Genomic DNA, 13,105 nt, shown 5'->3' with positions numbered 1-13,105 from the left:
CCGCTGTCCACGGGTCCAATGGCGGGCCCGAATCCAAGGAGCAGAGAATGCGCAGCACTACCTCGTCCATCCGCCCGGTCGAGCGGAGAGCCTTCCTCGGCACGGCCGCCGGAGTGGCGGCCACCGGCTTCCTTACCGCGTGCGGCGGCGGAACGAAGGTCGGCGCCGGCCAGAACAAGGCCGGCAACGCCCCGACGTTCAGCGGCGGTGAATACAAGGGGCCCAAGGTCACGCTGGAGTACTGGAACGGCTTCACCGGCGGAGACGGCCCGCACATGCAGGCCATGGTGGCCGCGTTCAACAAGAAGTACGAGGGCCGCATCACCGTCAAGAACACCACCCGGCGCTGGGAGGACCTGTACCCCGCACTGCCCACGGCCATCAGCGCGGGCAAGGGCCCGGACGTCGCCGTCATCCACAACGACCAGATCGCGACCTTCGCGGTACGCGGCACCCTGATGCCGCTCGACGACGTGGTGTCCGCCCTGAAACTGACCGAGTCGGACTTCATACCGGCGGTCTGGCAGGCCGGTGTCTTCGACGGCAAGCGCTACAGCGTCCCGCTTGACGTGCACTGCCTGGCCGACTACTGGAACAGCTCCCACCTGACCCGCGCGGGACTCGACAAGGCCCCCGGCGACCGGGCGGGCTACGAGGGGGCCCTGAAGGAGCTGCAGTCCGCAGGGGTCGACCACCCGTTCTGGATGCCGAACAAGTGGCCGGCGCACCTGATGTTCATGAGCCTGCTGTGGCAGTTCGGGGGCGAGCTCTACAACCAGGAGGGCACCTCCGCGCTGTGGGGCTCGGACGCGGGGGAGGAGGCGCTGGGCTGGATGGTGGAACAGATCCGCAAGGGCTACAGCCCGGCCCAGGTCGCTCAGGACTCCCAGTACAACGCCTTCAAGAACAACAAGGTCAGCTTCACCTGGGACGGCATCTGGCAGATCAACGACCTCAAGTCCACCGCATCGAAGATCAAGTGGGACATGTCCGCCATCCCCACGATCGGGTCCACTCCCGCCGTGTGGACGGCCAGCCACAACTTCGTACTGACCTCCCAGGCCGGACGGGACGACAACAAGGTCCAGGCCGCCAAGTTCTTCATCGACTACATGAGCGAGCGCTCCACGGAGTGGGCGCAGGCCGGCATGATCCCCGCGCGCAACAGTGTGCGCGCCCAGGCCGAGGTGGCCCGGCTCCCCCAGACGCCACTCGCCGCCAACGTCGACGTCTTCCGCTTCCTCCCGGCGCTTCCCGGCCTCGGTGACGTGCAGAGCAAGGCCCTCGAACTGGCTGTCCAAAAGGCCGTCCTGGGGCATCAGTCACCCGCCGAAGCCCTTGCCGACGGCGTGAAGACCGCCAACAAGATCCTGGCCGAGAACAAGCAGAAGTACGCGAAGTGAGGCGATCCGGGTGCGACGGCTGAAAACCCCGCCGTCCAGCACGAGTGAACCGCGAGTCCCGGACCGCACCGCGGTCCGGGCCGTCTCACGGTCCTACCAGTGGTGGACGCCCTACGTGTTCATGGCACCGTACCTGGTGCTCTTCATCACCTTCGTGGTGGCCCCCATCGGCTTCGGACTGTGGATCAGCCTGCACGCCTGGGACATCAACCTGCCGGCGAAACCCTTCGTCGGGCTGGACAACTACCGAGAGCTGTTCGACCCCGACGGCGTGGACGCCCCCCGGTTCTGGCAAGCCATGCGCGCCACCGGCATCTTCACCCTGCTCTCGACGCCCTTGCTGCTCATCGTGCCGCTCTTCACAGCCATGCTCATGAATGGCAGGTTCCGCGGACGCAACCTCTACCGGGCTGTCTACTTCGCACCGTACGTGCTCGGCGTGGCCGTCGTGGGACTTCTGTGGCGGTTCCTACTGGACGGCAACATCGGCCTGGTCAACCACTACCTGGGCGTGCTCGGCCTGCCGGACGACGTCCAGTGGACCACCGACACGCCGGCCGCATGGTGGGGACTCGTGCTGGTGACCGTGTGGTGGACCCTCGGACTGAACTCCGTCATCTACCTCGCCGGTCTGCAGGACATCCCGGCGGAGCTGTACGAGTCCGCACGGGTCGACGGGGCCAACGCATGGCAACGCTTCCGGCACGTCACACTGCCGGGCCTGCGACCGGTGGCCCTGTTCGTCGTGAACTCCACCCTGCTGGCCTCGGCCAATATGTTCGGCCAGTCGTACATCATTACCGGCGGCGCGCCGGCAGATGAGACCAAGACAGCCATCTTCCTCATCGCGGAGACCGGTCTGCGCCGCTTCGAGATGGGGTCGGCGTCCGCCATGAGCTTCATCCTGGCGCTGGCTCTGATGGCGGCCAGTGCCGTCGTCTTCCGCGTCTTCCGCGAACGCCAGGAGGACCGATGACCAACAGCCAGACCGCAACCCGGCGGGCGGTGGACACGGAGTACGGCGGAGAGCGGCCCTCCGCGACACCGTCCCCGGCGGCCCGTCGGATGCGCCGCTCCCTGCTCCACCTCGTCCTGGCGATCGTGGCGGCCCTGTACCTGAGTCCTCTCCTGTACATGCTGGTCACCTCGTTCAAGACCGGCGAAGCCGCCGGGTCGACGGATCCCCAGTGGATCCCTTCCCCCTTCACCGTGCAGGCCTACAAGGACGTCCTGGGCGCCACCGACAGCCCCGTCCTGCGGTGGCTGTTCAACAGCGTCCTGGCCGCCACAGCGCACGCCGCCCTGGTCCTGGTGACGGCGACCCCCGCCGCCTACGCACTCGCACGGTTGCGGTTCAGGGGGCGAGGAGTGATTTTTACGTCGATCGTCGCCACCCTGTTCGTGCCCCCCATGGTCCTGCTGATCCCGAACTTCCTGATCGTCAACGAGCTCGCCTGGGTGGACAGCCTCCCCGCGGTGATCGTGCCAGGCGCAGCAAGCGCGTTCGGCGTGTTCTTCCTTCGCCAGTTCTTCCTGACCGTGCCCTTGGAACTGGAAGAAGCAGCCGAACTCGACGGCTGCAACCGCTGGCAGATCTTCGTCAGGGTGGTCCTGCCCCTGTCCAAGCCGGCACTTACCACGCTGGGCATGCTCGCCTTCCTCGCCAACTGGAACGACTTCCTATGGCCCCTGTACGTGCTGCTCAGCCCGGAGTCGCTGACCCTGCCCGCCGGCCTTGCCAACTTCCAGAACGCCAACAACATCCACTACGACCTGCTGATGGCGGGAGCGGTGATCGCGAGCGTCCCCGTCCTTCTGCTGTACATCGTGGCCCAACGCTGGGTCATCGAAGGAGTCTCCCGATCCGGCCTCAAGGGCTAGCTGTTCTGTCTCGGGAATGTATGGACGGGTGACGCAGGTCTCGGGTGAAGAATCTTGGCATGGTTGAGGGCCTTCTGGCCTGGTGTGGATTGCCACTTCCGCACCGGCGACCAAAAGGCCCTCGTGCCACGCCGTAAGGCACCCCGACGGAGACAGGACGGCTGCGCCTGGCCCGCTGCGTCGTCGAGAGCGGCTGGCCGCTTCGCCGGGCCCCGCCGAAACGCTTCCGGGTCTGGCCCACCACCGCCCAGCGCTGGGCCCACCGCTACCGCATCCTGGGAGAGGCCGGCACGACGGACCTTGCGCAGTTCAAGGAGTTCCGCGTGCAGCCGCGGACAGACGTCGGCCTGGGTCCGGTCCCGCAGCCGGCGCCAGGCCGTCACGCCCGAGCTGCCCACACGCCGGCGGGCACGTCCCACCGAGGCCACACTCTTGCGCCGCACGGACAACCCGAGGCCGGCCTGAGTGTCGGTGCCTTCGAGCGGGCTGCGGCGGCAGCAACGGGCCATACGTTTCCACAAGTGATCAGGGACAAGACGTCGGACCCGGAGGCCCTGCCGACGAAGATCATCAGCTGTCAGCCGACACGCTGATCTAATTTTGAAAGGATCAGTGAGTATTTTCAGCGTTGCTTTCCAGGGTGAGGATGGCTTTGGCTGCTGACGACAGGCGGTTGGGGCTGCAGCGGGCGTGACGGAAGATGCGCCAGCGCTTGGGGGTGGCCATGCCGCACGGGATACCGGAGCCGTGCGTGCGCCCGGTTCAGCGATCTTTGCCGGGCGGTGTGTTCTTTGCGGGCTGGGCGCGGGTTGGCGTGGTGAAGGTGCCGCCGGCGCCGAGGTAGGCCAGGTCGGCCAGAGCGGGGATGCCGAGGCGGACGCAGGTGGCCACGATGCGGTGGGTGCGGGCCGCGGTCAGATCGTGGGTGCGGCCTGGAAGAGCGCGGGAGATCCACACGATCTCGCCTTGTGGGTCGGTGATGGCCTGGAGGTTCACGCCGTGGCGGCGATGTTTGCCGGAGTAGTCGGCGCGTCCGTCGTCGACCCGGTCGCACTCGGCGAGCGTGCGGTCCACCAGCAGGTACTCCGTGTCTGCCTCGCGCAGGGCGCGGGTCAGGCCTGGCGCGCGGTGGGCCAGGAGGTCGATGACCGCGTGCACGTAGGCGTGGGCTGTGCCGACGCTGATCCGGAAGCCGGCTGCGATCTGCGCGAGTGTGTCGTGCTTGCGTAGGTACACCAGCGCGACCAGGGCCCGTGGAGTCCGACTCCTCGGCGCGCTCGTGTGACTATCTCGCGCACCGTTCGGCAATGCCGCCGCGACCATCCGGTGCGGGTGCGCCGGTATCCGTCGGATCGAACGGACTTCGAGTGGGCGTTGGTGCGCACGGCTCTGTCGGTGCTGGCCTGTCTGGAAGGCCGCGGTGGCCGCCCGGAGGGGTACTGCCACCGGGAGATGCCGGATGCCGTGTTCTATCTGGTCCACAACGGCATCAAGTGGCGGGCGATGCCCGCAGATTCCCCGGCGTGGGACCAGGGGTATGCCTTCTTCCGCCGTTGGCGCGACGGCGCGTTGGTCACCGAGCTGCACCACCGGCTGCGCGGCCGGGTCCGCGAACCGGTCGGGCGGAACCGCCGGAGCCGCGGCAGTCCCAGACGCAGCCCTTCGCAGCGATGACCGTGCCGTCGCCGGGCATTGTCACAGGCGCGGGCTAGTGTGCTGCGGGACCCACAGGTAGCCCCAACCTGGGAGAAGGCTCGCATGGCCAAGTTGATCTACATGTTCAATGTGTCCCTGGACGGCTACATCGCTGACGCGGACGGCAATTTCGACTGGGCGGTACCGGACGAGGAGTACTACTCCTTCATCAACGACGTGCTGCGGCCGGTCGGGACCTACCTGTACGGGCGCCGGCTGTACGAAATGATGGCTGTCTGGGAGACCGACCCCTCCATCGCGGGCCAGTCGCCCGGGGCGCGGGCGTTCGCGGGGATCTGGCAGGCGGCCGACAAGGTCGTGTACTCCAGGACGCTGGAGTCGGCCTGCACCACCCGGACCCGGGTCGAACGGGACTTCGACCCCGAGGCGGTTCGGCGGCTGAAGGCATCTTCCGAACGTAACCTCGCCGTCGGCGGGGCCGCCCTCGCCGCCCACGCGATCGCCGCAGGGCTGGTGGACGAGTACCACCTGTTCGTCGGCCCCGCCGTGCTGGGCGGCGGCAAGCCCTTCCTCCCCGACGGGGCCCGGCTCCGCTTCGAGCTCCTGGACGAACGCCGGCTGACCAGCGGCGTGGTCTACCTCCGCTACCGCACCCAGCCGTGAGACCCGGTGCCGCCGGGCCGGGGCAGATCGGGTGCGCCGGGTTCCTCAGCCGGTCTGCCCCTGGAGGACCTGGCGGGCGATCCTCAGCTGCCTGTCCCGCAGCGCGCTGCGGTCCTTGAGCAGGTCGGGGTGATCGTCGAGCCAGCGCTGCTGCATCACGGCGAGTCTGGCGTAGGCGGTGCGCAGGTATCCGGTGTCCTGCTTGCCGCCTTGGTTGCGGGGTGGGCGCGGATGTCCGCGTCGGGCGGCAAGGCTCTGATCAGGTCGAGGGGGTCTTCGGCCTGGACGCGGTTGGTGAGCATGCACTGCCGCCAGCTCTCGTTCGCCTTGCGGAAGAGGGAGTCGTGCTTGAGCCACCGTCACGCCGACAGCGCTGATCTGTGGAGCTGGCTCGTCATTGCCGCCCACACTCAGCTCCGCCTCGCCCGCCCCCTCACTGTGGACCTGCGCCGACCCTGGGAGCGATCCGCCGAGCCTCGCCGCCTCACCCCCGCCATAGCACGGAGGGGGTTTCGCAACGTCCGCACGACTGCAGCCCGTCCCGCAGCCGCACCGAAACCGTCCAAGCCGGGCCCAGGACGGCCTCCCGGCACGAAGAACAAGCACCGGGCCAAGCACCACGACGTCGGCAAGACCGTCAAACGGACCGAAGCACGCACACGGGTCGGCGCACGAGAGCGGGCGCTGTTGGCCGAGCTGGAGCAGGTGCAGCAGCAGGTCAAGCAGATGGACACAAAGGTTGTCGTGTTTGCGTCATGAAGCCAGCCCGGCGGTGACCAGGGATGTGGAACCCTGTACCACGCCGGGACGAAGCAGCTTGCCGCCGGACGATGCTCGTCCTGTTGTGCCACCCGGGGAACGCAAGGGGCCTCCGGCCGGCGGCGGTGCCGGCCGGAGGCCCCTCGCGTGCGGTACGTGCGGGCCGCGTGCCTCAGCCGTCGTTCTCCGCCGACGGGATGTAGGCGCCCGGTACGTCGTCCGGCGCGAAGATCTCGTGCTCGCCGGGGTACGGCTCCGTCCAAGCGTGCGTCCGGTACCAGGTGAGGTGGTTCAGCTGCGCCGGGTTGGCGAAGTCGGGCCTGGCGTCGGGGCCGGTCAGTCGCTGCCGGGACTGCCAGTCCTCCCACTGCTCCGCGAGGGCCTTCTTGCCTGCCGGCACCTTCGTCGACGGGACGGCCGCGGCGTTCGGGTCCTGCGGGGCCGGGGTGTCCAGGCCGCAGGCGGGTGCGGTCTTCACGCCGTCGGTCAGCGGGGTCCGGTTGGGCAGCGCGGTGAAGGGGGTGTAGTCCGCCTTCTTGGTGAACGCGCCGAACATCGGGGTGGCCGCGCTGTCCTTCTGGTTCATCGGGTGGATCCCGAGGATCTGCTCGATGGTGCGGATCATCGTGATCTGCGAGTAGTAACGGCTGTCGACGGTGCCGTGCCGGGCCCAGGGGCTGATGATCTGGATCGGGGCCCGGTGGCCGTCGACGTGGTCGAGGCCGGCCTGGGAGTCGTCCTCGACCACGAAGATCGCGGAGTCCTTCCAGTACTTGCTGTGCGAGATCTCGTCGACGATCCGGCCGACCGCGAGGTCATTGTCCGCGACCTGGGCGGCGGGGCCCGCGGTTCCGCCGGTGTGGTCGCTGGAGAGCCAGAACATGTTCAGGTTCGCCGGACCGTTCTTCTCGAAGTCCCGCTTCCATATCTCGGCGCGGTAGACGTCCGGGACGCTGGTGTCGAACTTCGGGAAGCCGGGCACCGAGACGCTGTTGAGCGAGGGGATGGGCGAGGACGACACCAGGTTGTAGGCGGTGTCCTGCCCGGTGGCCCGCATGTTCTTGGTGTCGCAGTACAGGTTCTGCCAGGTCGCGCCGGCCGGCTTGGTGAGGAACTGGTGGAACTCGCCGAAGTCCCGCACGCTCTTGCCGGCCGCCTGCGCGCCGCTCCAGATGAAGCCGGTGCGCTGGTGGCCGAGGGCGTCGTCCTCGGTGTCGTAGCTGCGCGCGTACTCACCGGCGGAGGACTCGGTGTACTCCGGGTTGTCGGCCTGCATCAGCCAGTTGTGGCCCTCGGCGGAGTTCGTGCCGATGTCGTACGTGTTGTCGTACAGGCCGAACTGCCGGGTCAGCGCGTGCTGGTTCGGCGTCACGTTCTCGCCGAACTCCGCCAGCGACGGGTCGCCGTTGCCCTGCGGGATGTCACCGAAGACCTGGTCGTAGGTCCGGTTCTCCTTGACGATCATGAACACGTGCTTGATCGTCGACGGGTCGCCGAGCCGCTTCGGGACGGCCACCGGCTTCGCGTGGCCCTTGTCCTTGCCCTTGTCCTTCGCGAGCTTGACCGAGCCGTTGGTCCAGCCGTTCTGCTGGAAGACCTTGGCCGTCTGCGCCTTGATGACCTTCTCGCTCGGCAGCGTGAACCGCTGGACACTCGAGGTGGTGTCGTGGGTCCCGCGCCCGGCGCTGCCGGTGGGCCGGCGGGCGTCGATGCCGCGGGTGTTGGAGACCACGACCTGGTCGCCGACGGTGGCGATCTCCGCGGGGAAGTAGTCCGTCGGGAGGAGGCCGACGTAGCTGACCGGCTCTTGAGGGGAGTCGTACCGGTATACGGCGACCGCGTTGGCGCGGCCCAGCGTCACCAGCAGGTGGCCGTCGTCGGTGAGCGTGACGGCGTTGGGCTCGTAGCCCACCGACGACTCCGGCCACGGCTGGGTGGCGATGGTCTGCACGACCTTGTTCTTGCGGGTGTCGATGACCGACACGTCGTTGGTGGCGGTGTTCGTGACGAACAGCGCGCCCTTCTTGGCGTACAGGGCGGTCGGGTGCAGACCCACGTCGATGCTCGCGACGGCGGCCGCCGGGTCGGCGAGGTCGATGACGCTGACTGTGCCGGTGGTGGTCGCGCCGGTCTTGGGGTCGGCCGGCACCTGGGTGCCGTACGAGTTGATCGTCGTCTCGCCGGGCTTCGCCGGCCGGCCGCCCTCGTTGCTGACGTACAGCTTGGAGCCGACCACGACCATGTCACGCGGGGCGTTGCCCACGGCCCAGCTCTGCTTGACGGTCCCGGTGGCCGCGTCGATGGCGACCACGCGGTTCTGGCCGTTGACCGCCGCGTACACGGTGGAGCCGTCGGAGGAGAACACCGGCTCGCCCACCAGGGCGTGCTTGGAGCCGTCAGCCGGGATGGTGACGGACGTCGGGTTGGCGAGGCTGCCGTCGGGGTTGACGGTGAACCGCGTGTAGCCGTCGGTCTGGCCCAGCCACAGCTGCGTGCCGTCGGGCGAGTACGTGGGTCCCTCCTGCCCCACGCTGTTGCTGGCGATGCGCAGGTTCGCGGACGCGGAGTTGCCGACGAGCTGCTGGACCTTCCAGCTCTTCAGGTCCACGACGGCCAGCGCCACGCCGCCGTCGGTGACCGAGGCCGCGAGGTGGGTGCCGTCCGGGCTGACCGAGGACGACATGATCTTGCCGTTGTCGATGACGAGGCGCTCACCGTACGGGGCGATGTACTGGTCGCTGGAGACGACCTGACCGCGGTCGGTGACCTGGCCGACCTGGTCGTGGTCGAACTGGGTGGTCTGCGCGAACCCGATCCCGGTGCCGGTGGCGAGGACGACGGCGGTCGCGGCAGCCAGCGTGAGGCTTCTGCGGCTGCCGAACCGACGGCCGAGGAGGGCGTGGGTGTCCCTCTCGGCGCCCGTGCGGCGGCGGCGAGTGACCTGCATCTTGAGTTATCCCTTCGGGGAGGTGGCGAGCAGTTCGACGTTGCCGTCGAACTGCCAGAGCGGGTTCGGCGCGTCCCCCACGGGGGTCCGCACCAGGAAGTAGCCGTTGACTTCCTTCGGTCCGTCGCCGTCGGCGACGTACCGCCCGTCCGGAGTGACGTCGAGCTGGTAGATGGCCTGGCCCGTGGTCGCGACGTCGGGGAGGTGCCAGGAGACGACGCAGCGCCAGTCGTTGCCGGCGCCTTCGGCGCCGTTCGCGACGCCGCCCTTGGTGCACGCCGCCGTGGTCTTGAGCTGGTTCTCGGTGACGGCGGGGCGGTTGAGCTGGTCGGTCTGCATGCGGTACAGGTGCGCGAAGGCCGTGGCGACCGAGCGCTGCACCTTCTCCTGCTCGATCCCGGAGCCCGTGGCCGGGGTCGCGACGGTGACGACGGCGACCGTCGCCGCAAGCAGCCCGGCCAGCGGCAGGGCTCCGACGAGGAGCGCGCGGCGCGCCGAACCGTCGTCGGTCAGGTTGGTGAAGTCGCGCCGCAGGAAGAGCAGATAGGCCAGGACCGTCGCGGTCACGGCCCACACCAGGCTGACCGCGATGCCGATGAGCAGCGGTGCGAGCTGCTGGGGGCCCGTGAACAGGCCGTTCCAGGAGATGAAGGCGTATCCGGGCAGGGCCAGGCGTACGGCGACGGGGAGCGGCATCATCTGCGCGAGCTGCATCGCGAGGGCGACGAGCGCGGGCAGCAACAGCCCCATCGGGGAGCGCCCGAGGGCGATGGAGCCGAGCAGTCCGATCCCGGCCAGGGCCAGGGTCGGGGCGAGGGCGCAGGCCCAGGCGAGGAAGACCTGCCCGGCGGCGTCGGACGGCGTCAGCAGGTGGCCGTCGAGACCCACCAGGGGCTGGTTGCCGACCGCCACGACCCCGCCGACCGCGCTGGAGCAGGCCATCCCCATCACGAGCAGGAGCAGGACGGTGAGGCTGGCCAGCGCCTTCGCCGCGAAGATCCGGCCCGGCGAGCGGACCGCCACCAGCAGGTGGCGCCAGGTGCCGAGCCGGTCCTCGGAGGCGAACACGTCGCCGGCGACCAACGAGGTCAGCAGCGGGAGCGCCCAGGTGCCCGCGAAGCCGAGCACCACCAGCGGCCCGGCCCATGCCGTCGCGTGCATCCAGCGGCCGAAGAGGGTGTCGACGGGGAGCGTGCCCTGCTGGCTCACCGCGGCGACGAAGAGCGCCGGCGCGATCCAGCAGGCCAGGACCAGCAGGCGGATCCGCCACTGCGAGACCAGCTTGACCAGCTCGAAGCGGTAGCCGCGCGACACCGGGACGCGGCGGGTGGGGACAACGTTGTCGGCGACGACGGTCGCGGCGGTCATCGACCGGCCTCCTGCGGCTGGGTGAGGGCGAGGAAAGCCGCCTCGAGCGGGGAGACGACGGGTGCGAGTTCGCGCAGAGCGATGCCCGCCCGCACGAGAGCCACCACGAGGTCGTCGAGGGCGGGCACCAGCGCGCGCACGACGAGCACATTGGCGTCGTTCCGCGGGCCGGCGTCGTCGACGACGCGGACGCCGTCCGTGGCGAGGGCCAGTTCGCGGGCGGCGTGCGCGTCGGAGGTGAGCAGCCGGTAGTCGAGTTCACGGTTCTCGGCGGCCAGTTTGCCCAGCGGGCCCGAGAAGACGACCCGCCCGGTGGCGAGGATGGTGACCTCGGAGCACAGCGCCTCCAGCTCATCCATGCGGTGGCTGGACAGCACGACGGCGGTCCCCTTGTCCGCGAGCCGGGTGAGGACTTCGTAAACGTGTTTCTTGCCCGCCGGGTCCAGGCCGTTGGACGGTTCGTCCAGCACGAGCAGCCGGGGCCTGGTGAGCAGGGCGGCGGCGAGCCCGAGCCGCTGGCGCATGCCGAGCGAGAACCCGCGGACCCGGTCGTCGGCGACGTCAGTGAGGCCGACCTGGGCCAGTACGTCGTCGATCCCGGCCGTCCGCGCGTCCTGCCCGCGGAGCGCGGCCAGCGCGGCCAGGTTCTGCCGGGCGGTGAGCGACGGGTAGAGGCCGGGCCCGTCCACGAAGCCGGCGACACCGTCGGGCGCGGCGAGCGCCCGCCCGACCGGCGTGCCCAGGATCTCGAGACCGCCGCCGTCGGCGACCGCAAGGCCCAGCAGCAGGCCGAGCAACGTGGTCTTGCCCGCGCCGTTCGGTCCGACCAGGCCGTGTATCTGTCCCTGTGTCACGTCGAGGTCGACGCCGTCGAGCGCGACGACGTCCCCGAAGCACTTCGTGATTCCGCGAGCACGGACCGCGAGGAGTGTGTCCATGAGTCCCTTCTTCCTCAACGCCCATGGACCTTAGGGAGGATGTGGGCCCCCGCCAGGGACGGTCGGTTGAATGGCCATTGAACGTATCGTCAAGACATCGGCAAGTCCGGGTGCGCGAAGTGTGCGTCATCGAGACGGACTTGGACAGAACAGGTCGTGGGGCGCAGGGCGCAGGGCGCGGGCCGGGGCCGGATGGGCGGGCGGCCCGGAGGATTCAGCAGCCATGTACGTTGGCTCGCGGTCTCCTGGGGTGCGGCCCGAGATCCGGCATACGACTTCAGCGCCCTCGCGTCGGGGAACCGTGCCCGGTCGTCGCCCAGCTCGGCGAGCACGCGGGCCCCGAGCACGGGATCCGCGCCCATCACCCGGGCCTCCGGCAAGAAGCGTTTCGTCGGCCGCCGGTTCGTCAAGAACAATCGATTATCAACGCTCTTCCTCGGGGCCTTCGCCGCCCTCACCGCCTCGCCGGGAGCGAACGCGCACTACCGGCGCCGACGCGCGCATGGTGATTGGCATGCCGCCGCACAAAGGCACTTGCTGAACCGCTTCCTCGGCCAGCTCTATTACCGCCTCAAGACCCGACAGCAATTCGACGAACGGCCCGCCTTCGCACCGCTCCTGTCACCCCCAACCGAGCGGGGGTGGGCTTGACTTCTTAGCCCCCTGAGATGTCTTTGGGGGCCCTGACATGGGAGCCGTCGATCGCGCAGTGGTCCATCTCGAGCAAGCCGGCCTTGCGTAGTTCGACGAGGAGTTCCGTGGGCAGCCGGGGCCAGCCTCCGGCTTCGTTTCAGTCCCGCAGGCGGCGCCAGGCGGTGACGCCCCAGCAGCCCACCACGCCGGCGGGGATGTCCCGCCAGACCACACCCTCGCGCAGTACATAGACGATGCCCGCACGTGCAACACGGTCAGGCACCCGAAGCCGGCTTGGGTTCCTATGCCTTCGGGCGGGCTGCTGCGGCAGCAGAGGGGGCTATGCGTTCCCACAGGTCATCGGGGACAAGATCATCAGACACCTCGCAGACCCTGCCGACGAAGATCTCCGACTGCCAGCCGACGCGCCGATCCCATTCTGAAACGATCAGTAAGCGCTTGGCCGCAGGTTCGAGTCCTGGGGGCACCGCACGCCTCTCCCCCAGGGAGGGGGTTTTCGGCTGCTGAGGGCATGTGTGGCCCCATGCAAAACGACGCTGGTCACTGTGATCGCGGTAGGGTCCGGCGCTGTCGGCTCTCACCGGGTTTCTGCGGGTCGCTGTGGCACATACGTGGCGAAGGCTCCCGGGCCCGGTGACTCAGGGCACCTGGAGCAGGTCCCCGCATCCGTCCCGCTCGGCGCAGTCGTCCGCCGCGCCGGTGAGGACGAACCGGAGCACGAGGCGAGAGCCGCCGTGACTGGCGCAACTGGCGGGCGCGTCCGCTCTGCGGAACCGAGGTGCCGTTGATGCTGCGGGCGGGGCCGGAATCACCGAGTGGTGCCCGACCAACCGGGC

Annotated in this window: 10 protein-coding genes and 4 pseudogenes; 8 read left to right on the top strand and 6 right to left on the bottom strand. The window is 69.1% G+C overall.

Annotated elements, in window-relative coordinates; genetic code table 11:
• The first annotated feature begins 47 nt into the window (after nt 1–47).
• The 4 genes and pseudogenes from PV342_RS32010 to PV342_RS31995 form a co-directional block, all read left to right on the top strand.
• The gene (locus PV342_RS32010) at nt 48–1,403 is read left to right on the top strand and encodes an ABC transporter substrate-binding protein (protein ID WP_500319716.1); all 1,356 of its coding nucleotides are present in this window, start codon (nt 48–50) and stop codon (nt 1,401–1,403) included.
• Between the two features lie 121 nt (nt 1,404–1,524).
• A complete protein-coding gene (locus tag PV342_RS32005) occupies nt 1,525–2,379 on the top strand; it encodes a carbohydrate ABC transporter permease (protein ID WP_400805183.1) in 855 nt (284 codons plus the stop codon).
• Nucleotides 2,376–3,284 (top strand): carbohydrate ABC transporter permease, encoded by a 909-nt coding sequence (locus PV342_RS32000; protein WP_500319714.1) that lies wholly within the window; start codon nt 2,376–2,378, stop codon nt 3,282–3,284. The genes PV342_RS32005 and PV342_RS32000 overlap by 4 nt, the downstream gene beginning before the upstream one ends.
• Nucleotides 3,285–3,445: 161 nt before the next feature.
• Nucleotides 3,446–3,583 (top strand): annotated as a pseudogene (locus PV342_RS31995) (IS481 family transposase); the annotation flags it as partial.
• Between the two features lie 310 nt (nt 3,584–3,893).
• Here the strand turns inward: PV342_RS31995 and PV342_RS31990 are convergent.
• Nucleotides 3,894–4,538: pseudogene (locus PV342_RS31990) on the bottom strand (transposase); the annotation flags it as partial.
• A 27-nt stretch (nt 4,539–4,565) separates the two neighbouring features.
• On the opposite strand from PV342_RS31990, the gene PV342_RS31985 reads away from it, so the two are divergent.
• The 3 genes and pseudogenes from PV342_RS31985 to PV342_RS31975 all read left to right on the top strand — a co-directional run.
• Nucleotides 4,566–4,958 (top strand): transposase, encoded by a 393-nt coding sequence (locus PV342_RS31985; protein WP_500319712.1) that lies wholly within the window; start codon nt 4,566–4,568, stop codon nt 4,956–4,958.
• A gap of 84 nt (nt 4,959–5,042) precedes the next feature.
• On the top strand, nt 5,043–5,603 hold the full coding sequence (locus PV342_RS31980) for a dihydrofolate reductase family protein (RefSeq protein ID WP_500319710.1): 561 nt from the start codon (nt 5,043–5,045) through the stop codon (nt 5,601–5,603).
• A gap of 357 nt (nt 5,604–5,960) precedes the next feature.
• Nucleotides 5,961–6,362 (top strand): annotated as a pseudogene (locus PV342_RS31975) (hypothetical protein); the annotation flags it as partial.
• Nucleotides 6,363–6,534: 172 nt separating this feature from the next.
• Here the strand turns inward: PV342_RS31975 and PV342_RS31970 are convergent.
• From PV342_RS31970 to PV342_RS31955, 4 genes are all read right to left on the bottom strand, one after another.
• Nucleotides 6,535–9,309, bottom strand: a complete 2,775-nt coding sequence (locus PV342_RS31970; RefSeq protein ID WP_500319709.1) for a bifunctional YncE/alkaline phosphatase family protein — start codon at nt 9,307–9,309, stop codon at nt 6,535–6,537.
• A gap of 6 nt (nt 9,310–9,315) precedes the next feature.
• Nucleotides 9,316–10,677 (bottom strand): ABC-2 transporter permease family protein, encoded by a 1,362-nt coding sequence (locus tag PV342_RS31965; RefSeq protein ID WP_500319707.1) that lies wholly within the window; start codon nt 10,675–10,677, stop codon nt 9,316–9,318.
• A complete protein-coding gene (locus PV342_RS31960; protein WP_500319705.1) occupies nt 10,674–11,615 on the bottom strand; it encodes an ABC transporter ATP-binding protein in 942 nt (313 codons plus the stop codon). The genes PV342_RS31965 and PV342_RS31960 overlap by 4 nt, the downstream gene beginning before the upstream one ends.
• 89 nt (nt 11,616–11,704) lie before the next feature.
• The gene (locus tag PV342_RS31955; protein ID WP_400805185.1) at nt 11,705–11,977 is read right to left on the bottom strand and encodes a transposase; all 273 of its coding nucleotides are present in this window, start codon (nt 11,975–11,977) and stop codon (nt 11,705–11,707) included.
• On the opposite strand from PV342_RS31955, the pseudogene PV342_RS31950 reads away from it, so the two are divergent.
• A pseudogene (locus PV342_RS31950) lies at nt 11,961–12,266 on the top strand (IS110 family transposase); the annotation flags it as partial. The gene PV342_RS31955 and the pseudogene PV342_RS31950 sit on opposite strands and share 17 nt — an antisense overlap.
• Nucleotides 12,267–12,405: 139 nt before the next feature.
• Here PV342_RS31950 and PV342_RS31945 read toward each other — a convergent pair.
• Complete coding sequence (locus PV342_RS31945; protein ID WP_500319744.1) at nt 12,406–12,579, bottom strand: hypothetical protein; 174 nt, start codon at nt 12,577–12,579, stop codon at nt 12,406–12,408.
• Nucleotides 12,580–13,105: the final 526 nt, after the last annotated feature.

The organism is Streptomyces sp. PA03-3a, from assembly GCF_033792735.1.
In the GTDB taxonomy this organism is placed as follows: domain Bacteria; phylum Actinomycetota; class Actinomycetes; order Streptomycetales; family Streptomycetaceae; genus Actinacidiphila.
This window is presented reverse-complemented; position numbering and strand designations above follow the sequence as displayed.

Bases quoted from the DNA above. Each gene is read 5' to 3' on its own strand.
- PV342_RS32010 (WP_500319716.1), top strand. From the start codon at position 48: ATGCGCAGCACTACCTCGTCCATCCGCCCGGTCGAGCGGAGAGCCTTC.
- PV342_RS32005 (WP_400805183.1), top strand. From the start codon at position 1,525: ATGGCACCGTACCTGGTGCTCTTCATCACCTTCGTGGTGGCCCCCATC.
- PV342_RS32000 (WP_500319714.1), top strand. From the start codon at position 2,376: ATGACCAACAGCCAGACCGCAACCCGGCGGGCGGTGGACACGGAGTAC.
- PV342_RS31980 (WP_500319710.1), top strand. From the start codon at position 5,043: ATGGCCAAGTTGATCTACATGTTCAATGTGTCCCTGGACGGCTACATC.
- PV342_RS31970 (WP_500319709.1), bottom strand. From the start codon at position 9,309: ATGCAGGTCACTCGCCGCCGCCGCACGGGCGCCGAGAGGGACACCCAC.
- PV342_RS31965 (WP_500319707.1), bottom strand. From the start codon at position 10,677: ATGACCGCCGCGACCGTCGTCGCCGACAACGTTGTCCCCACCCGCCGC.
- PV342_RS31960 (WP_500319705.1), bottom strand. From the start codon at position 11,615: ATGGACACACTCCTCGCGGTCCGTGCTCGCGGAATCACGAAGTGCTTC.
- PV342_RS31955 (WP_400805185.1), bottom strand. From the start codon at position 11,977: ATGGGCGCGGATCCCGTGCTCGGGGCCCGCGTGCTCGCCGAGCTGGGC.